General features: G+C 34.2%; 22 protein-coding genes, 1 tRNA gene and 1 pseudogene. 8 read left to right on the top strand and 16 right to left on the bottom strand.

Annotation, left to right across the window (positions count from 1 at the left end; genetic code table 11):
• Positions 1 to 49: 49 nt before the first annotated feature.
• On the bottom strand, positions 50 to 1,492 hold the full coding sequence (locus tag QM017_RS01950; RefSeq protein WP_282708696.1) for an ATP-binding cassette domain-containing protein: 1,443 nt from the start codon (positions 1,490 to 1,492) through the stop codon (positions 50 to 52).
• A 91-nt stretch (positions 1,493 to 1,583) separates the two neighbouring features.
• Here QM017_RS01950 and QM017_RS01945 point away from each other — a divergent pair, with 91 nt between their 5' ends.
• Complete coding sequence (locus tag QM017_RS01945; RefSeq protein ID WP_282708695.1) at positions 1,584 to 2,033, top strand: GtrA family protein; 450 nt, start codon at positions 1,584 to 1,586, stop codon at positions 2,031 to 2,033.
• A gap of 39 nt (positions 2,034 to 2,072) precedes the next feature.
• On the opposite strand, the gene QM017_RS01940 is transcribed toward QM017_RS01945, so the two are convergent.
• The 7 genes from QM017_RS01940 to QM017_RS01910 form a co-directional block, all read right to left on the bottom strand.
• Positions 2,073 to 3,089 (bottom strand): NAD(P)H-dependent glycerol-3-phosphate dehydrogenase, encoded by a 1,017-nt coding sequence (locus tag QM017_RS01940; RefSeq protein WP_178198263.1) that lies wholly within the window; start codon positions 3,087 to 3,089, stop codon positions 2,073 to 2,075.
• A gap of 59 nt (positions 3,090 to 3,148) precedes the next feature.
• Positions 3,149 to 4,168, bottom strand: coding sequence for a galactofuranosyltransferase (locus QM017_RS01935; protein WP_282708694.1), 1,020 nt, complete (start codon positions 4,166 to 4,168; stop codon positions 3,149 to 3,151).
• Positions 4,169 to 4,187: 19 nt separating this feature from the next.
• Positions 4,188 to 5,318 carry an AI-2E family transporter gene (locus tag QM017_RS01930; RefSeq protein WP_282708693.1) on the bottom strand — a complete coding sequence of 377 codons (1,131 nt, stop codon included), beginning with the start codon at positions 5,316 to 5,318 and terminating at the stop codon, positions 4,188 to 4,190.
• Positions 5,319 to 5,424: 106 nt separating this feature from the next.
• Positions 5,425 to 5,970 (bottom strand): DUF402 domain-containing protein, encoded by a 546-nt coding sequence (locus QM017_RS01925; RefSeq protein ID WP_178198264.1) that lies wholly within the window; start codon positions 5,968 to 5,970, stop codon positions 5,425 to 5,427.
• Between the two features lie 174 nt (positions 5,971 to 6,144).
• Positions 6,145 to 7,548, bottom strand: a complete 1,404-nt coding sequence (gene rlmD, locus QM017_RS01920; RefSeq protein WP_282708692.1) for a 23S rRNA (uracil(1939)-C(5))-methyltransferase RlmD — start codon at positions 7,546 to 7,548, stop codon at positions 6,145 to 6,147.
• 196 nt (positions 7,549 to 7,744) lie between these two features.
• Complete coding sequence (locus QM017_RS01915) at positions 7,745 to 8,899, bottom strand: transposase (protein ID WP_282708522.1); 1,155 nt, start codon at positions 8,897 to 8,899, stop codon at positions 7,745 to 7,747.
• A complete protein-coding gene (locus QM017_RS01910) occupies positions 8,874 to 9,509 on the bottom strand; it encodes an IS607 family transposase (RefSeq protein ID WP_282708520.1) in 636 nt (211 codons plus the stop codon). Before QM017_RS01910 ends, QM017_RS01915 begins: the two co-directional genes overlap by 26 nt.
• Before the next feature lie 189 nt (positions 9,510 to 9,698).
• On the opposite strand from QM017_RS01910, the gene recX reads away from it, so the two are divergent.
• Positions 9,699 to 10,496 (top strand): recombination regulator RecX, encoded by a 798-nt coding sequence (recX, locus tag QM017_RS01905; protein ID WP_282708691.1) that lies wholly within the window; start codon positions 9,699 to 9,701, stop codon positions 10,494 to 10,496.
• A gap of 66 nt (positions 10,497 to 10,562) precedes the next feature.
• Here recX and QM017_RS01900 read toward each other — a convergent pair whose 3' ends face one another.
• The 3 genes from QM017_RS01900 to map form a co-directional block, all read right to left on the bottom strand.
• A complete protein-coding gene (locus QM017_RS01900) occupies positions 10,563 to 11,444 on the bottom strand; it encodes a YihY/virulence factor BrkB family protein (RefSeq protein ID WP_282708690.1) in 882 nt (293 codons plus the stop codon).
• Between the two features lie 269 nt (positions 11,445 to 11,713).
• Entirely contained in the window at positions 11,714 to 12,598 is an 885-nt protein-coding gene (galU, locus tag QM017_RS01895) for a UTP--glucose-1-phosphate uridylyltransferase GalU (RefSeq protein ID WP_178198268.1), read from the bottom strand.
• 160 nt (positions 12,599 to 12,758) lie between these two features.
• The gene (map, locus tag QM017_RS01890) at positions 12,759 to 13,547 is read right to left on the bottom strand and encodes a type I methionyl aminopeptidase (RefSeq protein WP_282708689.1); all 789 of its coding nucleotides are present in this window, start codon (positions 13,545 to 13,547) and stop codon (positions 12,759 to 12,761) included.
• Positions 13,548 to 13,683: 136 nt separating this feature from the next.
• On the opposite strand from map, the gene QM017_RS01885 reads away from it, so the two are divergent.
• The 3 genes from QM017_RS01885 to QM017_RS01875 all read left to right on the top strand — a co-directional run bounded on the left by QM017_RS01885 (position 13,684) and on the right by QM017_RS01875 (position 17,506).
• Entirely contained in the window at positions 13,684 to 14,136 is a 453-nt protein-coding gene (locus QM017_RS01885) for a flavodoxin (protein WP_282708688.1), read from the top strand.
• Positions 14,136 to 14,552 (top strand): GtrA family protein, encoded by a 417-nt coding sequence (locus tag QM017_RS01880; protein WP_282708687.1) that lies wholly within the window; start codon positions 14,136 to 14,138, stop codon positions 14,550 to 14,552. The genes QM017_RS01885 and QM017_RS01880 overlap by 1 nt, the downstream gene beginning before the upstream one ends.
• Positions 14,553 to 14,629: 77 nt before the next feature.
• Positions 14,630 to 17,506 carry a YfhO family protein gene (locus QM017_RS01875; RefSeq protein ID WP_282708686.1) on the top strand — a complete coding sequence of 959 codons (2,877 nt, stop codon included), beginning with the start codon at positions 14,630 to 14,632 and terminating at the stop codon, positions 17,504 to 17,506.
• Between the two features lie 115 nt (positions 17,507 to 17,621).
• On the opposite strand, the gene wecB is transcribed toward QM017_RS01875, so the two are convergent.
• The gene (gene wecB / locus QM017_RS01870; RefSeq protein ID WP_178198273.1) at positions 17,622 to 18,734 is read right to left on the bottom strand and encodes a UDP-N-acetylglucosamine 2-epimerase (non-hydrolyzing); all 1,113 of its coding nucleotides are present in this window, start codon (positions 18,732 to 18,734) and stop codon (positions 17,622 to 17,624) included.
• Positions 18,735 to 18,887: 153 nt separating this feature from the next.
• On the opposite strand from wecB, the gene QM017_RS01865 reads away from it, so the two are divergent.
• Complete coding sequence (locus tag QM017_RS01865; RefSeq protein WP_282708685.1) at positions 18,888 to 20,123, top strand: aminopeptidase; 1,236 nt, start codon at positions 18,888 to 18,890, stop codon at positions 20,121 to 20,123.
• 194 nt (positions 20,124 to 20,317) lie between these two features.
• On the top strand, positions 20,318 to 21,580 hold the full coding sequence (locus QM017_RS01860; RefSeq protein ID WP_282708684.1) for a chloride channel protein: 1,263 nt from the start codon (positions 20,318 to 20,320) through the stop codon (positions 21,578 to 21,580).
• Between the two features lie 30 nt (positions 21,581 to 21,610).
• Here the strand turns inward: QM017_RS01860 and QM017_RS01855 are convergent.
• The 3 genes from QM017_RS01855 to QM017_RS01845 form a co-directional block, all read right to left on the bottom strand.
• A tRNA-Arg gene (locus QM017_RS01855) sits at positions 21,611 to 21,684 on the bottom strand.
• A 210-nt stretch (positions 21,685 to 21,894) separates the two neighbouring features.
• Positions 21,895 to 23,154 (bottom strand): DEAD/DEAH box helicase, encoded by a 1,260-nt coding sequence (locus QM017_RS01850; RefSeq protein ID WP_282708682.1) that lies wholly within the window; start codon positions 23,152 to 23,154, stop codon positions 21,895 to 21,897.
• 6 nt (positions 23,155 to 23,160) lie between these two features.
• Entirely contained in the window at positions 23,161 to 24,183 is a 1,023-nt protein-coding gene (locus QM017_RS01845) for a Gfo/Idh/MocA family oxidoreductase (protein WP_282708681.1), read from the bottom strand.
• A 213-nt stretch (positions 24,184 to 24,396) separates the two neighbouring features.
• Between QM017_RS01845 and QM017_RS01840 the strand changes: the two genes are divergently transcribed.
• A complete protein-coding gene (locus tag QM017_RS01840) occupies positions 24,397 to 24,792 on the top strand; it encodes a DUF4828 domain-containing protein (RefSeq protein WP_282708680.1) in 396 nt (131 codons plus the stop codon).
• Between the two features lie 17 nt (positions 24,793 to 24,809).
• On the opposite strand, the pseudogene QM017_RS01835 reads toward QM017_RS01840, so the two are convergent.
• Positions 24,810 to 26,294, bottom strand: a pseudogene (locus QM017_RS01835) (MFS transporter).
• Positions 26,295 to 26,335: the final 41 nt, after the last annotated feature.

The following is a 26,335-nucleotide window of genomic DNA, read 5'->3' as shown; positions in this document are numbered from 1 at the left end:
AAATCACTCTCCAAATATCACATTTATTTTATTATACTCCGCTTTTACCTTATTTGGGAACTTTAATTGTTGCTCCTGCAGTCAAATCTGTACTTTGCCCTAGATTATTGAGTTCTTGAATTTTTGCAACTGTTGTATTATATTTGCTAGCTAATTCACCCATAGTATCCCCATCTTGCACTGTAATATCTTGCGTTTGTTCTTGTATACTACTACTTGAGCTTTGTTCGGTACTACTTTGAGAACTTTGCGAGCTTTGAGAACTCTCGCTTGCTACACTACTTTGTGTAACTTGGGGTGTAGCAGTTTGTTGTTCTTGTATCTTTTTAGCCTTACTGCTGCTAACTTTTTTGGCTGCACTTTTTTGAGCCAAAGAACTTTGCTCAGCTTTTTGGATGCTAGCAATCCGACTAGATTCTTTAGCTTGTTTTTTGGTTAAAGCCAGTGGTTTGCCAGAAAGTAACCACCATCCACCAATTCCTACTACTATCAAACAAGCAACTACTGCAAACAAACCTTTTCTAGAAAATTTCGTAGCCTTTTTTAACTCCTTGCTTGCCTTTTGCTTAGCTAATTCACTATCTTCATCCCCACTTACTGGATCTACACCACGTTCAACATAAAAAGCTTTACGCATTCTGGCTTCGTCTTTACGTGTATAACCGTGTTGAAATTGTTCCACTTTAAATTGTTCATAAATCTTTGAAACATCAAAATCCGACTGTTCTGCTTGCTTTTTAGCTAAATACTTATTTTTTTCTGGTAGATCTAAGCCATTATACCAGTCTAAATAATAATCAAATTGTGGTAAAACATCTCGTGTGGCTCCAAAGTCTTCTTGTACGCCAAATTCTAACCACAATGTTCGCTCGCAAAAACTTTCAAGCATTAATCCGCGTGTGTCGGTAATTAAAAATGAAACACCGGTATCTTTTAACATCTGAATTTTTTTTGCAACCTTTTGATAAAACATCCGGTCAAGTAAATATAAAATATCATCAACCAACACTAAATCAGGTTCGATCAACAGTGCCATTCCTAACGCTAATCGTGCTTTCATGCCTAATGAATACGATTTAACTGGTCTATAAAGCCATTGTCCAATCTCTGTAAAATTGATAATCGCATTAGTTAAATGATCACCTTTAAAATTGTCAATGTTGGCTTCGTTGATTTTTTGTCGGATATTTTCTAATCCTGTTGCTTCAAAATCTAAATTATAAGTAATATTAGCGTAATTAACCTTACTTTTAGTCGTAATAAAACCCGTTGTTTGCCGTTCTAAACCAGCAATGATACGCAACAATGAACCCTTGCCCGAACCATTAATGCCTACAATTCCAACAGCTTCACCATAATTTACGCTAAATGAAATTCCGCATAATTCCCAAAAATGTTTTTTGGGTTGCATTGACAAAAAGTTTTTGGTTTCTTTTATTTCTGTTTGTAATGGTGCATTCTTAGTAATATATTTTAATTCAATTTTCGCCATACAAAAACCTTCCGATCTCAAAAAATCTCTTTAAATTTTACTTTTCTTACAAAACTACGTATAATTGCAAAGATAGTTAGGAGTCTTTTCCATGAACAAAATTTATCAAAAATATCGCAGCTTTTTAACCTACACACTTTTTGGAACATTAGCTAGTGCAGTAAATATCTTAGTCTTTCATATTTTATTTCAAGTCTTAAACATGTATTACTTAAGTGCTAATGTCTTAGCTTATTTGTGTGCTATTTTATTTTCATTTTTTACTACTAAAACTTTTGTGTTTCATTCCAATTATACTTCATTTTCCAAATTTATGCGTGAACTGACTGCATTTTTTACTGTCCGTCTTGTCTCTTTTTTCTTAGATAGTTTAATAATGATGTTAGGAATGCATTTAACTAAACTTCATCCTGATTTAATCAAGCTTATAGACCAGGTTTTAGTTGGTATTTTGAATTACTTTTTTAGTAAATGGTTCATTTTTACCAATACTAAAAAACTCAAAAATGCATATAAACGACAGCTATATAATAAAAAATAAAGTCGAAAAACCTATATAAATGGTCTTTCGACTTTATTTTTAATTACCTTCAGCCTTACCTTCACGATGCATTAAACAAGCAATCTCTTGACTGACGTTGGCATCTTTGTATAAAACATTGTAAATAGCTTCAACAATTGGCATTTCAATATTTTTTTCTTGTGCTAACTCATAAGCAGCTTTACATGTGTTGATGCCTTCAATCACCATTCCCATATCTTCAATAACTTGACTCAATGGTTTTCCTTGTCCTAATTGATCACCACAACGCCAGTTACGAGAATGAACACTAGTACAAGTTACAATTAAATCTCCAACTCCAGAAAGGCCAATAAAAGTCAGTGGCTTGGCTCCAAAAGCCACCCCTAAACGACTAATTTCTGCTAATCCACGTGTCATCAAAGCTGCTTTGGCATCATCACCATAACCTAACCCATGTAACGCACCTGCACCAATCGCAATCACGTTTTTAAAGGACGCTCCCATTTCAACACCGATTACATCATCGTTAGTATAGATACGCAAATAATCGTTCATGAATAACCTTTGCACCTTGCGTGCTGCAGCTAAATCTTCACTAGCTGCAGTAATTAAGGTAATATCTTTGCGCGCAACTTCTTCAGCATGACTTGGACCAGATAACACTACCATACCACTATGATATTTTGCTGGAACTTCTTCTAAAATAACCTCTGAAATTCGTTTATGCGTTCCTAGTTCCAAACCTTTACTTGCATGAACTAATAATGGTTTAGAATCTAACTGAGCTAAAACTTCGACTAATTGCTTAGAAACTAAGCGAATCACCTTAGTTGGAACAACATACAAAACAACACTAGCATCTTTGACAGCTTCTAACAAATCCGTAGTTGCATACAAAGCTTCAGGATATTTATGTCCTGGTATATAATGCTCGTTGGTATGTTTTTGATTGATTTCATCTGCTTGCTCTTGCATATTTGACCACAAATGAACCTGATGGCCATTTTCAACTAGGACTCCTGCTAAGATACTTCCCCATGAGCCAGCACCTAAAACTGCAATTTTTTCTGTCATACTATTTGCTTCCTCATCTATATTTATTTACATTTTCAACATATCATAAAAGATTTTATCTAGCAAGCAACCTTTTGTTTAAGCTTGTGTAAAGCTTGCTTGATAAATGCACCTTGACGCAATTTTACTGCTACATTCATTGCATTTTGTTTTAATTCAAGATATTGTTTTGCCGTGATTTGTTGCAAAGTTTCCTCAATGTTTGTCAAATTATTTACAACAATACCGACATTTTGTTCTTTTACAAATTCTGCCACTGCTGCTTTTTGCCAAACAATCACTGGAATTGCAGTACTTAAATAAAGCGAAGTTTTGTGTGGAGCATTATATTTTGTATACTCACCAAAAATCCCTGTACAAGTCTCCAAACTATCGCCATCCCAAACTAAGCCAAAATTTTGTTTAAGATACTTAGGTAATTCTTCAGGCAAATAACTTCCTTGATAGTTGACATTTCGAGGATAGCTTGATGCTTGGTTATTTCCAAACACCGCACAAGTTGTATCTACTAAGATAAGTTTGGTTAAAAAATCAGCCTTTTGGAGATTTCCCGCATAGCAAAACGAGCCTTTATAAGCATCATTTTCTTGCAAATCTTGTTCATTTAAATAATCAAATAAACCTAATTCAACCATAGGTGTCTTAATCCCGTTATCTTGACACCATTGTCTCATACTGCGATTATGCACAATTAAGCCATCAACATTGTTGAAAAGTTCTCGTTCGTCACGAATAAATTTAGCATTATCTTTTTGATCACGTAAGGTTTCAATATCATGTACAATAAAATAAATTTTCCCATGACTGTATTTTCTAATTGCTTGGATGATTTTTTGCGTCAAAAACATTGAATAAATCGGATACTGGATGATAATTTCATCAATTTCTAGCTTTTTAAAAACACGCTTAAGCTTAAATAAAACATATTTAATTTTTGCTATACGTTTAGTCGGTAAATTTAAATCCAGTTTTTGATATCCTTCCTGGCTTAAAAAAAAATCGATATCACGTTTTGCCTTAGGGCCAGCATCTTTATTATTCTTATCAATAATCGACGTTAAAATATACTTATTTGTCACCAGTTACACCTCAATTTGTTTATTCTTGATTTTCATGCGCCTCAGAATCAACTTTAATCACATCGAAGCAAAACTTGACTAAAACTTTAACCAAAGCATACAACGGTACACCTAAAATCATACCTAATAAACCGGCTAAATTACCAGCTACTAATAAAATAATAATAATTGTCAGGGGATGAATATCTAAAGACTTTCCGATCACATTTGGATAAATCAAATTACCATCAATTTGTTGTACAACTAAACATACAACACAAACTAAAATAACCGTCTTTAATGACATCGAAAATGCTAAAAATAAGGCTGGAATTAAGCCAATATATGGTCCAAGGTAAGGTATCATGTTAGTAATTCCTGCAAACAAGCCTATCAATAAAGCATATGGTACTCCAACTAAACTATATCCAATCGCTGAACAAGTTCCTACAAAGAAACATTCAAAGGCTTGACCAGCAATATAGCGTGAAATGGTGTAACTCATTTGTAATAACAAACTTTCTACACGATCAATTCGCTTAACTGGCAACCAACTTTTAAGCGCTGGTAATAGCTTTTCGCCATCTTTCAACATATAAAACAAAATAAATGGAGCTGTGATAATCGTCACTGTCACACTAGTCAAAGTACTAATAACTGAACCAATGCTGTTTGTTAAAGAAAACATAAAACCTTTGACCATACCTAAAACTGTATTTTCAAATTGTTTTACATAACTTTGCACGTCTAATTGAGCTAGCCAACTTGGTTGTTTTTGTTTAGAAAGTGAAGCAACAAATTCTTGGACATCTTTAACATACTTAGGAATGCCTTTGACTAATTCTTGAACTTGCGTGATTATACTTGGTACAAAAACCGAAATCGCTACTCCAACTACTGCAAATAACAAGATAAAAACTATAGCAATTGCTAAATTTCTAGAAATATTAAATTTTTTATACTTAATTTTACTCAAAAAGCCAACCACAGGATTTAGCAGATAAAATAAAAAGCCAGCTACTAAAAACGGCGCAAATAAAGTTGAAAAAAAGGTCCAAATTGGTTCAAATACAAAGTTAATCTTAGTGCATACCCAGATTAAAACTGCTACGATTAATAGTTCTAATGACCAATACATCAATCGTCGTTTTTTATCGTGTGTAAAAAACATTTTAATTTCCTCCCTAATCCACCCAAAATAAATAAATATCCCGCAATGACAATAATCACTAATCAATTACCGTCACTACAGGATCAGTTCGTTATAAACCGGTAATTTACTGTCGACGCGACAATTCTAAATAGCGGTTATACCAGATTTCGACATATTCTTTGGAAAACGGACCTTTCTCATGTTCAATCCAATCAACTAAAACACGAACATTATATTTCAAGATTTTATCGATCTCCAGCGAATAACTCCACTGTTTACCGTGCTCTTCATATTCGTCCACATCTAGTAATTTTTTTTCACCGTTTGGAAAGACCTTCACATCCAAGTCGTAATCTATATATTTCAAAGCTTCTTTATCCAATATAGCCGGTGAAGCTAAATTACAATAATAAGAAACTCCATTTTCGCGGATCATTGTCACGATGTTAAACCAGTAGTGCTTGTGAAAATACACTAATGCTGGTTCGCGTGTAATCCACCGTCGACCATCAGCTTCAGTCACTAAAGTATGGTCGTTACATCCAATCAGCGAATTTTCGCTAGTCTTCAACACCATCGTGTCTCGCCACGTTCGATGTAAACTGCCGTCGTGTTTATAACTTTTCATGGTGATAAATTCGCCTTCTCTTGGTCCATTCGAATGACGCATATGACCACCCCCTGTTTGATATAAACACAGGTGTGCGCTACACCGATATTCAATGTTATTATACCAAAAAAAAGAGTCAATTCCTAAATTTTATTAATCTTTTTTAGCACTATATCTATTTTGCACTAATTACGATTTAGCTCATCATATCATCATTTCATTCAAAAATCCCAATTATTTGCTTAAAACACCTTGATATTCCAGTTTTACTACACATTCGGTTCGAGCCGTTTGTGGAAACATATCAATTGGCTGTAAATATTTGACACGGTATTTTTTAGTTAATTCCACCAAATCACGTGCCAGTGTCGAAGCATTACATGAAACATAGACCAATTTTTTAGGTGGATATTGCAAAATGGTCTTCAAAAGCTTATCATCCAGCCCAGTTCGCGGTGGATCAACAATTAAGGCATCAGAAATAAAACCTTGCTTATTCCATTTAGGCAATATTTCTTCTGCTGTTCCTGTTTCATAATGTGCATTAGTGATACCATTTTGGCTTGCATTTTGTTTAGCATCAGCAATAGCTTCAGCAATTACATCCATCCCCAAAATTTTTTTAGCTTCTTGTCCAACATAAAGTCCAATCGTTCCTACACCACAATATGCATCAACTAAAGTTTCACTTACTTGTAAATCCAAGGCTTGCTTGACTTCATCATATAATACTTTAGTTTGAAGAGGATTTAGCTGAAAGAAAGCTCGAGCTGATAACTTAAATGTAATTTCGCCTAAGGTTTCCACTAAATGATCACTTCCAGCTAGCAAGCGCGTTTCTTCGCCCCAAATCAATGATGTTTTAGCTGGGTTAATATTTTGCATAACCGAAACAACCTCAGGTAGCTGTTGTGCAATCGCTTGTAGTAATTGTTTTTGTTTAGGAAGTGTTACATCTTTAGTAACAAAAACAACTTGCGCATTATGTTTAGCCAATGATTCACGGACAACAATTGTTTTTAAACAGCCTTGATGTTTTTTTTCGTTATAAATTGAATAATCAAGTTCTGTTAAGATTTGACATAAGGTTCGCATGATTTTCATTGTCAATGGTCGTTGGGTGCAAAAAGTCGGTAAATCAACTAAAATATGACTATTTGGTTTATATAATCCCGCAATAACTTGACCATCTTGATTTTTTTGCACTTGAAATTGTGCCTTATTGCGATACTCGTATGGATTATCCATTCCTAAGGTTTCTTTAACTAAATATTTTTGATATCCTTGTGGTTTAAATTTTTCAAGCGCCTGTATAATTATATCTCGTTTAAATTCTAATTGCTTATCATACGCTAAATGCGCTAATTCAATTCCTCCCACATCATAAGCATCTTTAGGCTTCACACGATAAGGACTTTTTTGTTTAATTTGACGAATTTTAGCCTCAAGATATTTAGGCTTAATTTGGGTCAATTGAGCCACAATTACTTCATCAGGTAAAGCATTTGGAACAAAAACAATCTTCTTTTTATAATATCCAATTCCTTCACCATTGATTCCTAAACGCTTGATTGTTAAATAAAAACGTTGCCCTATCTTTAACAGAGGCTGGTTTTTAGAGGTTTCTTTTTTATTCACAAATACTCTGCTATATAAAATGTAGAACAATATAGAAGTTTAAATACGTTCTTCTACATTGTTAGAAAGAATTATATAGTTTTCCTTTCCTAATTTTATTTACTGTCGTCAACATTAGTATTCCCATATCCTAACTAGAGGGTAATGACAGTGACTAACTCTTACAGTTTAAGGGTGTAGCCCACCCCGTTTTTCTTTATATTAAAGCCAAAAGATTATAAACTGCATTTATATCTCTATCCATAACATTGCCACATTCATAACAAATATATTCATTATGTTTTGTATTATGTTTTTGGTTACCAGCTAAACTGATTTTGTCATCACCAGTTTTAACATAACCGCATCTAGAACATCTTTGTGTGCTTGGATAGTATTTATCAGCGATAAGCAAATCTTTACCATACCATTCACACTTGTAGGTTAAAACTTGTCTGAAATAGCTAAATAAAGACCTTTGCAAACCTTTTGAAGCCACATGATTCATTTGCATTTGTTTAACCTGTAAATCTTCAATTGCGATTTTATCGTAATTAGTAACTAGTTTTGTAGTGAACTTTTGAATAAGGTCACGTTGAATATTGGCAACCTTGCGATAATCACGTTGTAACTTGGCTTTCGTTTTAACATAATTATGGCTTTGCATTGCTTGTTTACCATTTACTATACGCTTTTTTGACAAAGATTTTTGATAATATTTGATACGTTGATAAAGGTAATTTAATTGTTTAGGTAAAACATTAATTTGACCGTCAGTGTAATTGAAATGTCCGACATTAATATCAACTGCGGTTTTATTTCCAGTTTTAGCTTTGTTTGCCACTTCGATTTCAAAAGGTAAACTTGCCCAATACTTACCATTTTCACGGTAAATTGAAACGACTTTTAATTTACCAGTTAACGATTTAGCACCACTCGTGCGAATGTCATACCAATTCTTAATTCCGTGTGGTTTATCTAGACGCAATTTACCCTTAATAATCGTAGCACGGTCAGTCTTAAATCCCTGTCTAGGGGCTTTCTTTGACTTAAAGTGTGGTTTACCCCAATCAACTTGTGCCTTATCAAAAAAGTTCTTCCAAGCCTTGTCTAAGTCGCTAATTGCTAGTTGTAAGCAACGAGCGGAAAAACGATATTGCCAATCAGCTTTATTAGCCACTAACTCGTTGCGAACCTTGTATTCATTTGGTCTGAAACGCTTATCATCTAAGATTAGTGCTTCTTCATACATATCGTTCCATAAAGCCAAACCAGCATTCCAGCAATATCTCCGATAATCGCACAACTCATCTAAGATTTTTTGCATAGTTTTATTAGGATAAAGTCTAACTTTTTGAGTTCTTAGCACCATCATTTCCACCACTTTTCAAAGATTTGTCATTTTCTAGTTCGTGCTTATATTTACGTAAACCATATAAACGACAGGAAAATACGTGTATAATACTTACCATATCATCAATCATTTCCTGCATTGGACTGGTTTCAACGTTGTTTAATACCACAATCTTAGTATTGTGCATTTTACATAATCGTTCAAACCACTCATAACCAAAACGAATAAATCTATCTTTATAGGTAATGTAAATCGTATCAATCTGATTATTCATTACTTCTTCTAGTAATTTATTCCACTTTTTGCGATTATAGTTAAGCCCACTACCAATATCGGTAACTGTTTCATCTAAGATGATGCCTTTAGCGTTAACGTATTGCTTAATAAAGTCAATTTGATTTTTTAAATCATCTTTTTGACCATTTGTCGATACTCTAGCATAAGCAACCATTTTACGTTTGTTTAACTCTGATTTACCAATATAGTTTAAATACTGTTCTTCAGTATAATATCTTCGATTTGTGGGAGTCCGATATGCTTTTAACACACCCTTACTGTCCCAAATTTGCAAAGTTCTGACTGTAACTCCTAAACGTTCAGCCATTTCTTTTGGTTTTAACATTGTCATAATAACCACCCACATTTTTATTTCTTTCCATGGTTTATTATAACACATTTTTCTACATTATTCTATATTTTTAGTAACAGTTAACTTTCTCCTTAAATCTAAATCTTAGTTCGATTATACCATCTTCATTCGCAAATCTTATGTAAAAAGATTATAATTAATTTAAAGTTAGTTTGCTGGAGGCATTAAATGGCAATTATTACTAAAATTTCAACGCAAAAAAAACCAGGTTATTTTAATATTTTTCTAGATGGTCAATATAGTTTTAGTGTCAGTGAAGAAGTCTTAATCGCTTTTAATCTTCATAAGGGTCAAGAACTGACTAAAGAGGTTTTAAGTGAAATTACTGCAGCTAAAGAAGTCGATTTTCTATATCAACAAGCTTTGGGATACTTATCTTATCAATTACGCAGCCAAGCTGAAATTGAAACTTATTTAAAACAAAAAAACTCAACTGAAATTGCCTTAAAACAAGTTCTACAAAAATTACAAGCTAATCGCTTAATTGATGATTTACAATACGCACAAAGTTTTGTAAGGACAATGGCTAAAACTAGCGATAAGGGACCTAAAGTGATTCGCAATCTCTTACGTCAAAAAGGAATTGGCGAAAACTTAATTGATAAAGCTTTAACTGAATTTCCACTCGAACAACAACAGCAAAATCTTACCCACCTAATTCCAAAATTAATGCGCAAATATCAAAATGAATCAGCTTTACGTCAAAAGCAAAAAGTTAAACAAGCTCTTTTAGTCAAAGGATTTAATTCAAGTTTAATCGATTCACTTCTTGCACAACATCAGATTCAAGTCGATCCATCAGAACAACTGGAATTATTGAAAAAACAAGCATTAAAAGCCTGGAATAAAAATCAACGTTACGATGGTTATCAACGATTGCAAAAGACTAAACAATTTTTATATCGTAAAGGCTTTGATCTAAGTGATATTGAACAAGTTTTAAATACTATTTCAACTGAAAATTAAAAAACTAGTAAATAGAGTGTTCTTCAAAGTTGTTTAGGATTACTTTGAAAACTAAAACTCTTTTTACTAGTTTTTTTGTAATAATTTTTTTATACCAAGTGTTTTGGCTTCAATTTTACCGTACATATAATATTCCAAAGTTGCATTAAATACAGCCCCAATCATGGTTACCCAACTTGAAAAATGTAACCACAACAATAATACAATAAATGTCCCCAAAGCTCCATACCCCAATACTGAGCGGGCAAAGTAACTAATGTATAATGAAAAGCCTTGTGTTAAGATCATCCATCCAAGTGTAGCTAATAATGCACCTGGCCAAACTAGGCGCCAATGTAATTTAGCATTAGGTAAAATATAATAACTGATACTAATAACTATAAAAATCACAATAAAGGTTGTTGGCCATTTATATCGTGTAAACCAATGTAGCCACTCGTTAGAAATATTAAACAATGGCATTAGATATTCTAAAATCATCTGGCCAAAACTAAAGACCAACAATAAGATACCTACGAGTGCGCCAAAACAAATTGTTAAAACAAACGATAACACCCTCGTTAAGATGGCACTTTGATTTTGTGCAACACCATATGCAAAGTTAAATGATCTTTTGGCTGCATTAATTCCACGACTAGCCGCCCAAATCGTCAACACCCCTGAAATCGAAGCTAGGCTGCCTGATCCACTATCTAAAAAGCTTTTAATTGTTGGACCCAATAATTTGTAAATAGCTTTAGGCAATGCGACTGCTAAATAAGGCATGACCGTTGAGCTTTTAATATCTAGCAACGGTAAAATATTACCAATAAAAATAATCATTGGAAAAATAGCTAACAATGAATAATAAGCAATTACGGTTGCTGCGCTACTAATATTACCTTGTATAAAAATTTTCGTTAATAGCTGCCAAAATTTTTTTAAATCAAAGCGCACTAGCTTTTTCAAAAATTTCCACCTCCCATTCTAAATCAACCTTTCTACTATAAGCAAGAACTAGATTTTTTTCAAGCCTTCCCGCTACTATCTGTAATAATTGAAAATTATAATTCTTCATTATTCTAACATACTTCACCTAAGTTATTAAATTTTAGGGTTAGTATATAACAACAAAAAAGCCCTCTTCACTGGAAAAACCAGTAAAGAGAGCTCAAAAACTTTAACCTTTAGTGCCTACTTTATTAAGCTGATAATGACAAAGCGGCTTTCTTTAGTCATTATTTTTTAGTTTTTTCAAAACTATTAGCTAATTCTTTGATATAAGCTTCAAGTTCATCTTTAACTTCTGGATGACGTAAACCAAATTGAATTGATGTCTTAAGATAGCCAAATTTATAACCGACATCATAACGTTCACCCTTAAATTCATGCGCAAACACACGTTGAATTTTATTCAAACGATCGATTGCATCTGTTAATTGAATTTCGTTACCTGCACCTGGTTTTTGCGTTTCTAACATGCTAAAGATTTCAGGTGTTAATAAATAACGACCGATAATGGCTAAATCAGATGGCGCTTTATCAACATCTGGTTTTTCAACAAATTTTTTAACATCATATAAACCAGGTTGTGGTTGCGTTGTTGGTTCGATAATTCCATATTTGTTAACTTCATCATGTGGAACTTTCATAACAGCCAAAGTTGAGGCATGTGTTGCTTCATAACGATCCATTAATTGTTTTGTCAAAGGCACCTTATCTTCCATGATATCATCGCCTAACATTACGACAAATGGTTCGTTGCCAACAAAGTCTTTAGCCATCAAAACTGCATCTCCTAAACCACGTGGATGAGATTGACGAATAAAATATAAATTGATATCTGTTGTTTGTTCAACTAAACGCAATAAATCAGTTTTGCCTTTTTCTTTAAGGTTTTGTTCCAATTCAGGCACAGAATCAAAATGATCTTCGATAGGACGCTTACCTTTACCAGTAACAACTAAAATATCTTCAATTCCTGATTTCTTAGCTTCTTCAACAATATATTGGATTGTTGGTTTATCAATAATTGGTAACATTTCTTTTGCTAAAGCTTTTGTTGCAGGTAAGAAACGTGTTCCTAAACCGGCAGCTGGAATGACTGCTTTTCTTACTTTCATTTATGTTATCTCCTTTTAAAACGGCTAACACTTAATAATGAGACCGTTTAAACTTTTGGTTCTATAATAGATATTATATCAATATCCAAAATAATTACAAGGATTTGAATAAAATTATAAGTGTTTACTTAAAAATCAGTAAAACATTTTTTGGATTTACTTATTTAAGTAAATATTTAGCATCGAATTCGGGATCTTGTGACGTTAAAATCTTAGGACCATCTTTCGTAATTGCAATAGTATGTTCAAATTGACAAGAAACACTACCATCCATTGTTCGTGCTGTCCAGCCGTTTGGATCATCCATTTCAGCTTCCCAGCTTCCCATGTTAACCATCGGTTCGATTGTAATCGTCATTCCTTCACGCAACCGCAAGCCTTTTCCTGCTTCTCCATAATGCGGTACATTAGGACTTTCGTGCATTGTCGGCCCAATACCATGACCAATAAATTCGCGCACATCACCAAAGCCGTTTTCATCTTCAACAAAATGTTGAATTGCAGCACCGATATCCCCGATACGATTTCCTACCTTAGCCTGATCGATTCCTAGATATAAAGCTTTTTTAGTAACTTCCATCAAACGATCCAATTCAGGTGTAGATTTACCAACAACATAACTCCAGCATGAATCACTCATCGCACCATGATAATTCACTACTGTATCGACTTTAACTAAATCACCGTCTTTTAAAATTAAGTTTTTACGTGGAAATCCATGACAAATTTCATCATTGACGCTGACACATGTTGCATATTTATAGCCTTCAAATCCGATTTGTTCAGGAATGGCATCATGTTTTTTATAATAATCCAAAGCAAATTCTTCAATTTCCCAACTCGAAATTCCTGGTTTAATCAAATCACGCAATCCGCGATGAAATCCCGCAAGGATTGCTCCTGATTTAGCCATTTCTTCAATTTCTCGTGCTGATTTAATTGTAATCATTTTAAATCCTCCAATTAATTAATCCCTACTAATTATAACTTATCCTTACCGTTATGCAAATTTTTGTCACATTCAACTACTCTTCATCGCCTTATGTTATACTAATACACGAGATATAAAGAAAGAAGGTTTTTTAATGGCTACAGCTAAAATTGTTTATGCGACTATTACAGGAAACAACGAAGATATTGCAAGCATTATCGCTGATACTTTAGAAGAAAGAGGCCTTGAAGTTTCAATGACTGAAATTTCGCAAGCTGATGTTAGTGATTTTGAAGATGCCGATATTTGTATCGTTTGTTCATACACTTATGATGAAGGTAGTTTACCCGATGAAGGTTTGGACTTTTTTGAAGATTTACAAGAAGCTGATTTAAGTGGCAAAATCTATGGAGTTGCTGGTTCTGGAGATGATTTTTATGGTGAATACTACGGTATGGCTGTTGATAAATTTGATCAAGCTTTTGCTCAAGCCAAAGCAACTAAAGGAGCAGCTAATGTAAAAATCAACCTCGCTCCTGATAGTCCAGAAGACATCGAAAAACTTGAAAATTTCGCTAATGAATTAGTTAAGAGTGCTGGAATCTAATGGAAACAATTAAAGATTTATTCGTCAAATATAAAAGTGTCTTGGCTTACCTTTTCTTTGGTGGACTAACAACCTTAGTAAATTTAATAACCTTTTATATTTTTGATACCAAATTGGGCATCTATTATCAGATTGCTAATTTTATTGCTTGGTTTATTTCGGTATTATTTGCCTTTGTTACTAACAAACTTTGGGTTTTTGAATCAAAGACACCTACAATTAAAGCATTTTTAGTTGAAATGTGGTGGTTTTTCTTTTATCGGATTGTTTCTTTTTTCTTCGATGCTGCCATCATGTATATTGGGGTTTCGCTTTTAGCCCTCAACAGCAATTTAACAAAACTAATCGATCAAGTCGTTATCGTTTTATTAAACTATCTTTTTAGTAAACTATTTATTTTCAAAGATCGTTCTTAAGAAAATTCTTAAAAAACTTCGCTTTATTGTCTTTTTAATCTAATTTTAGGTAAAATACGATGAAGGGAGGTTTTTTTGTGTACTTTTCATTCAAACAAAAAACAAGTTCCAAAGTTTATTTAAACTATACATTAGCGTTTTTAGTTGTAGCTTTTTTTGTGTATGGAACTTACTTAATTACCGGACATGAATTAATTTGGTATCTTGATGGGGCCAATCAACACTTACCGTTATTACAAAATTTCCGCAGTGCCGTTTTGGATTTTTTACACCATCCCTTTGAACCACTCGAACAATGGTCTTTTAAAATGGGCTTGGGTAGTGATACTTTTCAAGTTTATTCGTATTATTCTTTAGGAGATATTTTTTCATATCTGATTATCTTATTTCCTGCTAGCAAAGTTGTTTTGGGCTATCAATGTTTGATTGTTTTTCGTTTATACTGTGCTGGTTTAGCCTTTTGTTTTTTGGCACGTCATTTTAATTTCAGCCAAAAAATCATTGTCAGTGGTGCATTGGTTTACTTATTTAATGCATTCTTATTGTATTCAAATATTGCACAGCCTTTTTTTACTACACCTTTTATTTTATTTCCGCTATTAATCGTAGGTATCGAGCGCATTTTACAAGGTAAAAGTCATTGGTTTTTAACCTTTATTTTTACTTGGATGTTGCTTAGCAATTACTATTTTGCCTTTGTTTTAGGAATTGGTGCCTTTATTTATCTTGTATTGCGCTTTTTTATTTATTATCGTCAACAAAAAGATTGGCCTAAGATGATAGCTAAGTTAGCCTTAGCAACTATTTTAAGCTTACTAATGAGTGCTATTATGTTAATTCCTGAAATCTTAGCAGTAACTAATTCGACGCGCAGTGCTACTACTTTTGCTAATGGTTTGAAGGTTTATCCACTCTATTATTATTTAGCCTTACCTTCACAATTAATCAATGGTGGTAACCGTGATTTTTACTTTTGGAGTGCTTTAGGTTTTGCAAGTATCAGCTTTTTTGCCATTTTATACGTTTTGGCCAAAGCTAAAACATATCCACTTTTAACTAGTGTCTTTGGTCTAAGCTTAGTCATGTTGGCTTTCCCATGTTTTGGTGCATTTTTTAACGGTATGATGTCACCCTCAAATCGTTGGACCTTAATGTTGGTTTTACCCGTTTCTTTGAGCGTTTGTCTATTATTAAACAAAATCAAAAGTCTCAGTCCTAAAATGTTACGCTACTTTACTTTTAGTTTGCTTATCTATACCGCTATTTGCAGTACTATTTATTACTTTCAAAGTGATGAAAAACTTTTCATTCCGATGCTGTTTTTATTTATCAGTCTAGGTGGAATTTATCTTGCCAAACAAAACTTTTTTGGTGATAACCAAAAGGCGCTGTTATTAATTATCTTGGCTAACGTTTGTTTAAATGCACTTTATTATGAAGCACCTTATAATGGTGGTTATTCTGATGAGATGTTAGCTACTGGAGCTTATGATAAGTTACAAACTAACCGATTCTTTGGTTTAGACCAAGATTTGACTGCTACCGATCAATATCGTGTTTCAACCACCAGTCAAAATTATGATTTAGGCGCAAATTATCACTTGCATAACGCCTTAAACAGTTCGGTCAATCAAATCAGCTCGTATTATTCAATTCAAAATAAATTTGTCGGCATTTTTGCCAATAATATGCAAAATTTACAATATGAAGCCAATATTCCGTTAGCTCAAATTGATGATCGAACAATCTTGAATAACTTTTTAGGTGTTAAATATCTATTTAATCAACTTAATCAACCAAATGATGACAAGATTCCTGCTGACTATACGTTAACTAAGGCAACTCGCAAAGTTAGTGATATTAATCAGCAAACTTCTAAAGATCAACAAGTTCGGATGTTTTCCACGGATAATGCTTTTCCTTTGGTTTACTTCCAAAATAGAGTTATCACACCAAAACAATATGCTAAGCTTTCTTCTTCACAAAAAGAGCGAGCCTTAGCTAGCGGTGTAGTTGTTGACAAACAAATTGCACATTCTTTGACACAAGCAAATTTAACAAAGCAAGTGATTGATTTAGACTATCAAATCATTTCTAGTCGTGGCAATCTCGTTGATCCAAGCTCTTTAACTAAAGAAGATCCTGCTGAAACATATCAAATTATCTTACAATTACCAGACGATCAAGCAACTTTAAACTTGCTAAAATCAAGCGAATTGCATCTAGAATTAAGTGATATTAGTTATCAACCATTTAGCTTAGATAAACAAGTTAAACTTGAAACTCAAAAAGAAACAAACGATTTAACCAAAGGATTTTTAGCAAGCAATAGTAGCCTTGCTTCTTACAAATATCTACGGACAAGTATCTTGCAAGGCTCGCCTGATAATAGTTTTTCTTTGAGTGTTACTTCAAATCTAGGTACTGAAAAAATTACCCAACCTAAGCAAAGTGCTTTATCTTTTTATAAAGTTGTTAAAGACACCACGATGAATATCGGTTATTTTAACGATGGCTTACCTACTAGTTTAAAACTAACACCGTCTAAATTAGGAACATATCATTTTAAACTAAAAGTTGTCGCTATTCCACTAAACCAAACCTATACTAAGGAAGTCCAAAAAATTCAGCAAAATGCTTTACAAGACTTAACCTTTAAAACCAATCAAGTTAGCGGAAACATCACGACTACTTCAGCTGGTATCTTGACTTCTTCAATTCCATATTCTAAAGGGTGGACGGCTAACGTTGATGGTCAAAAGGTGCCGGTCTTAAAAACTAATCAGGCTTTTATCGGTGTAAAACTTAATGCTGGTAAACATCAAGTAACCTTTAGTTATCAGACACCTGGCTTACTTTTAGGTGCTAAAATCAGTTTGCTTGGCATTATTTTAACTTTGCTTTGTTGGCTATTAGAACGTTTTAAAATTAAATTTTATAAAAACACTAACTAAAAAAAGCGCAGATCTATGAAATCTTATCTTTCATAAATCTGTGCTTTTTGAATTTTACTGGGATAATAGAATTTCTAGTACTCCTAATTTTCATTAAATGTTAAGGTTCACTTAACTAGCTAAAATGTTTAACGATAGCTGCCAAAATTTTTTGAGCTGCCTTGCCATCACCATATGGATTTTGGGCTTGGGCCATCTTTTCATAGGCAACTTGATCATCTAATAAATGTTGCATTTGGCGTTTAACTTCTGTTGGATTTGTCCCAACTAATTTTAACGTTCCCGCTGCAATGCCTTCTGGCCGTTCCGTTGTATCACGTAAAACTAACACGGGTTTCCCTAACGATGGCGCTTCTTCTTGCACCCCACCTGAATCACTCATAATAAAATAACTGCGCGCAGCTAAATTATGAAAATCAACGACATCAAGTGGCTCAATTAAATGAACTTGAGCAACATCATTAAAAATTTCATGTGCCACAGCTTGCACGCTTGGGCTTAAATGAACCGGATAGACGACTTCAATATCTTGATTAGCCAAGACAACCTCTTTAATCGCTTTAAACACTTGGCGCATCGGCTCACCTTGATTTTCACGCCGATGCATTGTCACCAAAATCAAGCGCTTATCAGGTGCTAAGTTTTCCAAAATTGGATGTTGATAATCTTTAACCACAGTATATTGCAACGCATCTATCGCCGTATTACCTGTAACATAGATATTTTCTTTTGGATGATTTTCTAATAATAAATTTTGTTGACTTTGACTTGTTGGCGCAAAATATAAATCACTTAACACATCAGTCAACTGCCGATTCATCTCTTCAGGATAAGGCGAATACTTATTCCATGTCCGCAAGCCTGCTTCAACATGCCCGATTGCAACTTGATTATAAAAGGCTGCTAGACTAGCTGCAAAAGTTGTCGTTGTATCGCCATGAACCAAAATGATATCTGGCTTAGTTTCTTTAATAATAGCATCTAATTGTTGTAAGACTGCAACTGTAATATCATTTAAAGTTTGACGTTGATGCATAATATTTAAATCATAATCCGGTGTAATTTTAAAAATAGCTAACACTTGATCAAGCATTTGCCGATGTTGCGCCGTCACAACAGTAATTGCTTCAAATTTATCTTGTTGTTTCTTTAATTCTAAAACGACAGGTGCCATTTTAATTGCTTCTGGCCGTGTTCCAAAAACCGTCATTACTTTGATTTTTCGCATAGTTTTCCTCACTATTTTGGAATGCTTTCTTGTTGAGTATACCAAAGTTACTAGACTTTGTTAAGCAACTGTCCTAAGATTAATTAACACATTCAATGCTAATTATGCTATCATTTAGTTATCATAATTTTACTTTTATAGGAGGTTCTTCTTATGTCTATCGCTAATTTCGCTGAAAAATTACAAAAATATGCCGAATTAATTGTTAAAGTCGGTGTCAACGTTCAAAAAGGTCAAGCTGTAGTCATCTACATTTCTGTTGATCAAACACAATTAGCACGCTTATTGGTTAAAGAAGCTTATAAAGCTGGTGCTGGTGAAGTTATTGTTAAATGGAATGATACCTTTACTTCACGCCAATTCTTAGAATTTGCTAGCCAAGAACGCCTAGAAAATGTCCCTGAATACTTGGTTAAAGAAGCTGAATACATCGTAGCTAAAAAAGCCGCACGTATCTCTGTAGTTTCTGAAGATCCAAATGGTTTTGCTGGTGTTGATCAACAACGTATCGCAACTAACCAAGCTGCTACTGGTAAAGCTTTAAACATCGTACGTAAAGCTACCCAAAATAACGACTTAAGCTGGACTGTGGTTTCTGCAGCCGGAGTTGAATGGGCCGAAAAAGTTTTCCCTGAATTAAAAGGCCAAGAAGCTGCCGATCGTTTGTGGGAAGAAATCTTCAAGACTACCCGCATCAATACTCCAGATCCAATCCAAGCTTGGAAAGAACACGATCAAAAATTGCGCGAAAAAGCAGCTTGGTTGACTAAAGAACAATTTGTTGCCTTACACTACACTTCACCTGTTACAGACATCACGATTGGTTTGCCTAAAGGTCATCTTTGGGAAGGTGCTGGTAGCTTTACTCCAGAAGGCGTTGAATTTATGGCTAACATGCCAACCGAAGAAGTCTTCACTTCTGCTGATTGCCGTCGTATCGATGGTTATATCACTTCAACCAAACCATTAAGCTATGCTGGTAGCATCTTAGAAGATATGAAATTTACCTTCAAAGACGGCCGCATCATCGAAGCAACCGCTAAGAAAGGTCAAGAAGTCTTAGATCATCTCTTAGAAATCGATGAAGGTGCACGCTCATTAGGTGAAGTTTCCTTAGTGCCAGATCCATCACCAATCTCACAATCAGGTATCATCTTCTTTAACACCTTATTTGATGAAAATGCTAGCGATCACTTAGCCTTAGGGGCTGCTTATCCATTCAACCTCGAAGGTGGCACAAAGATGAATGATGAAGAATTAAAGGCACATGGTCTTAACTTAAGTCAAACTCATGTTGATTTTATGGTTGGTTCTGCCGACATGAATATCGATGGTATCAAAGAAGACGGCACACGTGTTCCAGTCTTTAGAAACGGCGATTGGGCATAATCGTTAAATAAGCTCACTGTAAAATAGATATACTTCTATTATCGGTGCAACACTAATAAAGAGAAAGTCTACGTTAATAGACCTTCTCTTTATTTTTTTACATATATCAATTATTCATTTTAGTATATCTTAACTCTATAAAATCGTTGTTTTTTTTGATAGACTAGTTTTTGAGGGAAAAATGGAGGCAAACAATGAATATAATTACTAAAAAACAACTTATTTTAGGAACTTATACTTTGATTTTAGGTATATTAATCGGTCTTAGTGCAATTGCGTTAGACAAATTTTTAATCTTTTTCGAACAACTTTTTTTAAAATTCCATGAAACTAGTTCATTTCCTGTAAGTACTTTGATTTCACCTACAAATCGCTTACTTTCAGTCTTTATTGGCGGAATTATTGCGGCTTTCATCTGGTATCTTTTACAACGAAAAAAACGTCCAACTTCAATTAAACAAGCTTTAACCGGTAGCCAAATGGGGGTTTTTACCACAATTATCCATGCTTTCACTCAAATTTTTTATGTTAGTGTAGGTGGAAGCGTTGGCCGTGAATTAGCTCCTCGTGAACTTGGTGCAATGTTTGCTCAAAAACTAACAACACTTAATCCTAAAACTTTAACAGCTGACGAACAAAAATTGCTAATTGCTGCAGCTGCTGGTGCTGGTTTTGCTGGAGTTTATTTAGCACCAATTACTGGAATGCTTTTTTGCTTAGAATTACTCTACAAAAAAATCACCCCTAAAGCAATCATAGTTAGTTTACCAATGGCTATTATTGCTGCCAGTATCGGTGGCTTAGAGAAAGGATTTAGTCCATATTATCTTATAAGTACAAAAAATTTTGAACTTTGTCTGTTACCTTTAGCGCTCATATTAGGAGCAATAATGGGCATTATTGGTGGTATTTTCCGCCAATGGATGCAACGAGCAGGCCAACAAAAAATTACCTCTAAAAGAGTTTTTGTAAGTTTGCCTTTAGTTGCACTTTTAACAGGAAGTGTTGCAAGCTTTTTTCCACAAATTATGGGAAATGGTCGTGGATTGGCGCAACTAGCTTTTAATAGTTCTTTAAATACAGAACATTTAATTTGGTTAATGTGTTTTGGAATTATTAGTAAATTATTAATTACATGTTTATCCCTTTATGCTGGAGCTTATGGTGGCACGTTGACTCCTTCAATTGCAGCAGGTGCTTGTTTTGGTATTTTATTTGGCCTTGGCTATTATCAACTCTTTGGTCAAATTTATCTACCTCAAATTGCTTTAATCGGCGCGGTTGGTTTTTTAACCGCTACCCAGCATGCCCCATTAATGGCATTGTTCATGTTATTTGAAGTTTGTCACTTAAATACTTCAGCTTTTTTACCTCTGGGTTTAAGTGCTTGTAGCGCCATTTTCTTTGCTAAAGTAATCGAAACTTATCTTAACAAGAAAAAAAGAAGTACGTTGTAAATTTTACAACATACTTCTTTTTAATTTAGATGCGCTTGATCGGATTTGAACCGATGACCTACCGCTTAGGAGGCGGTTGCTCTATCCAGCTGAGCTACAAACGCAAAAAAGCCATATACAGCTCTTTTTAGTATAGTCAATTTATCTTAGAAGTGCAAGGCTTCAATCACCAAATTCGCAGCATTTCAACTACTTTTTAAATTATCACCCTTTAATTAATAAAAAATCACTCAAAGGCAAAACTTACAGTTCTACTTTTGAGTGATTTTTTTCAAAGATTATTTTGTATCAAAATAACATTGCGTAACATTTAGCTAAGCTTTTTTACGGCGCATCCCTTTATTTTTTTGATCACGTTTGCGTTTCTTCTTATGCTTTTTAACTGCTGGTTCTTGAATAGCCTTGGCTTCTTTGGCTTTAACTTTAGTTTTCTTTACTACTTCTGATGCTAATTGTTCTTTTGCTGTTTCTAAATCATCCACAATGTGTTGTTGATAAAGATAACCTGGACGTAAATCATAATCTAAGTCTTTGATTAATTGTTTAAACATCCGCAAATCATGTTCATTGCCCAAGTTGACGATCACACCATCTTGTCCCATACGTCCGGTTCGTCCGACACGGTGAATATAGGTGTTAGTATCTTTGGGTAAATCAAAGTTGACTACTGCTGGTAATTTGGCAATATCTAATCCACGTGCCGCTAAATCAGTTGTCAATAAGAGCTTAATTTCACGCTTTCGCAAAGCACTTAAAGCTTGTGCACGTTGCGTTTGGCGTCCTTCACTTGTTAAAGTTGCAATTTTAACACCGTGATATTGCAAACGTTTAGCCGTTTCATTTAAGGTTGCACTTTGTTTAAAGAACACTAATCCATAAAAGTCAGGCATATGTGCTAATTTGCGTAAAGCATCGACTCTTTTACGTGTTGGAACTTCAACTAAGTAATGAATGATTTCACCTTGCTGATGTTTTTGTCCATAAACATCATAAATCTCAACTTCTGCTCCAAACCATCGCTCTAATTCTGTTAAAACAGGTGCTTTAGTTGCCGAAAAGAAGGCTAACTGTGTATTGGTTGGAGCAAAACTCACCAATTTACGACAAGCAGTCAAAGTTTCTTCTTGACCTAAAAGTTCATCAGCTTCATCGATAACAATTGCTTTTAATAAGTGTAACTTTAGTTTTTTATCAGCAATCAAATTCAATAAGCGTCCTGGGGTTCCAATGATTACTTCAGGACGTTTTTTTAGCTTTTCGATTTGGCGTTTAACATTGGCGCCTCCAATAATTGACATTGTATTTAAGCCAAGTAATTTAGCCCAGGGACTTAAAACGTTATTTAACTGAGCTCCTAATTCTTGAGAAGGTGCAATAATCAACAGCTGACTACCTTGTTTAGGTTGTAATTTTTCAAGTAATGGCCACGCATAAGCCAAAGTTTTACCTGAACCCGTTGGCGCTAGCCCTAAGACATTTTTTCCACTAGATAGTGGCTCATAGACAGCTGCTTGAATCGGCGTCAATTCATTAAAGTCTTCTTGTTGCATCTGTAAACTAAATTTTGGATTCATATAGAATTACTCCGTAGTATCTAAATATTTGTAATCCGCTTCAAACACAATCTTAGCACTTTGGCGCAATTGATATAAAACTTCGTTGACTTGTACGCTTAAAGCCAACAAATCTTCTTGGCGTTGCTTATTTGTTAATGAAGCTGGATCTTTTAACATTTGTGCAAAGCTTTTTGCTTCGTCAAACATTGGATTTTGTGTAGGTGTTTGTGAAATCTGCGTCACATTACCTTGACCATCATCCACATAAGCTTGAGCAATATTAGCCGAATGATCTAAATGAATAACTTCTTTTAGGCCATAGATTTCCCCAGGCATGTGTGAATTAACGGTCTTAGCCATCGATAAGGTTACATCAAATTGTGGATAATGCAATAACGCCACACCTTTACCATCCACACCTGTTGATAACATTGTTGGATGATATTCACAGCTTGCTGGCATCCCAAACCATGCAATAGCACAATATACTAGATATACACCCAAGTCTTGCAAGCATCCACCAGAAAAACGCGGTGAAAAAATATTTGGCTCTTGTCCAGCTAATACCGCATCATAACGTGATGAATATTGTGCAAAAGTCAAATTGGCTCCTTGAATTACCTGCAAGTTTTGCACAGCTTCTTTGACCGCTTGAAAGTTTGGATCATAAATATGACGTGCAGCTTCAAAAAAGTATACTTCTGGTTTTTGTTTGAGTAAATGCAAGATTTCTTTCATCTCAAAAAGATTGGAAAAGGCTGGTTTTTCCACAATCACATGCTTATTGGCCGCAATTGCTTGTTTAACTTGTTGAAAATGCAGACTGTTAGGAGATGCAATATACACAGCATCAAAACTGCCTTGTGTAAAAAATTCGTCTAAATCAGCAAAATATTCTGTCACTTGTAGATATTTTTGTCCAAATTCCTTAGCTTTTGCAATTGTCCGTGAATAAACGGTGGTTAATTGCCATTCCCCCGTTTCATGTGCTGCTTGAATAAATTGATCAGTAATCCAATTTGTTCCGATGATTCCTAATTTTAGCATTTGGCAGACCTCCAATTTGTCTTAATCCTTGTCTTATTTTACCAAATATTTGTGATTCATGCTCATTTAGCCTTTATTTTCTTTGATTTTAGTGGAAATATTGCTATTTTTAAACAAATATTTCATTTATGTCATAATCAGCTTAAATACTATGTTTATTTGAGATTTGGTGGTATATTTATTTAGTAGATGTAAATTTAAAGGAGGAGCAAAATGAAACGCAAAGGCTTAACAATCATTGGCGGCATTACACCGCTTGTAACAGGAATTGGCAAGATGGTTCATACCGTCACTAAAAAGCGTGCTAGTGTTAAGCCAGCCCTCCCATTGATTTATGCCGGCACCTGGATGTTTACAGACGAATTAAGTCATAAGGTACATCAATTAGAAATTTCTGTCGAATTAACCATTGCTCTAGATGGACGTCAACTATTAGGAAAAGTTGAACAGCTCGATAGTAATGAATTAGTCTTTTTAGATAATTATGGTTATCATCTACGTATCAGTGCTGTGAATAATTTACCGGTAAGTGTCTTTGATGAGGCTGATAATCGGGTCTATGAATTATACGCACCTGAGGTTAAAAAAGCTGAACTTGATGAAGAATAAAACCTTGATAAATTAACCTAATCAGTTAATTTATCAAGGTTTTTAATTTGTTCTTTTTTATGTGCCCAAATCAATAACAATAATGATATTACTAGTAACAATGCTGCTAGTAACATAATATTATGAATTCCTTGATGTAAAATTCGACGCATCGTTGGTAATAATTTACTTGGTAATTCTACACTAGTCGCCGCATCACTTAATTTATTAAGCATCGCCATACTTATCTGCCCTTTTGTTTGTTTAACACCAGACAACAATGCTTGGTTTAATGTCAATCCATAAATTGCCGACATCAAGGTTTGAGCCATAATCCGTATCAAAAAGCTAAATGAAGTCGCTACTGCTAAATCTTTTGTTCCAGCATCTTCTTGCACCTTAATTTGTAAAGCGTTAAAGACTAAACCAACACCAAAGCCATAGAAAATCCCACAAAATAGCAACCAAAAATAAGCTAAGTTAACTGAGGCTAAACTTAAAATCAAAATTGCAACTAAAATTGCTAAACCACCAATTGCAACAGTTAAATTAACTGATTTGTAACGTTCATTCAAAAAATTAGCTGATTGTGAACCAATAAAATCAAAAATTGAGCTTGGAATTTGGGTTAAACCTCCAATTAAAGCGATCGTGCCCAATAATCCTTGAGCCCACATTGGAACATAGATGCTATAACAAATTTGTGAACCCCAAATCAAAGAAAAAACAACAAAATCAAAGACTAATAACTTATTTTTGAAGATACTTCCCGGCAAAATTGGATCTTTAGCATGTTTTTCTACTGTTATTAACAGACCTAGTAATACCATGCCACTTAAAAATAACAAACCAACTTGGATTTTAGAAAGTAGTGTTGACATTTGAATAGCGGTTAAAATCAACAGTAAACTAACAATTAATAATGTCGAACCTAACGCATCAAAACGCGCTGCTTTTTTAATAAACTCTTCTTTAAAGAAGAATTGTACAATTCCTATTGAAATCAATCCTAAAGGAATATTAATATAAAAAACCCAATGCCAACTAAACCAATCAACTAATATTCCTCCAACAAGTGGCCCAATGATGGAGGCCACACTAAAACTGGCTGAGACATACGCCAAAGAACGTGAACGCTGCTGAATATCTTGATAGAGTTGAGCCAAAATAATATATGGAATGGCCCCCATTCCTCCAGCACCGATTCCCATAAGCGCTCTAGCCATGATAAAAAACCATATATTAGTAGCTTAAGCTTGTAAAAATGATGAGATAATAAATAAGGTAACCGCCAATTGGAAAGCTAACTTATTACCAAATTTTTCGCCTAACTTACTCCACAATGGTGTAAAAACCGACATTCCTAACAAAAATACTGCAACAAGCCACCCCATGTATTCAATACCGTGTAAATCACTGATAATAGCTGGTAATGCGGTGTTAATAATCGTTCCATCTAGCCCAGACATAGCACAAGCTAACAACAAACCAAATGTTACCAACTGTACTTGTTTTTTTGTCATTCTTATTTCCCTCTTTATATGTATATCATTTTATCTAGATT

This window comes from Ligilactobacillus sp. Marseille-Q7487 (assembly GCF_949152225.1).
Classification (GTDB): Bacteria; Bacillota; Bacilli; order Lactobacillales; family Lactobacillaceae; genus Ligilactobacillus.
This window is presented reverse-complemented; position numbering and strand designations above follow the sequence as displayed.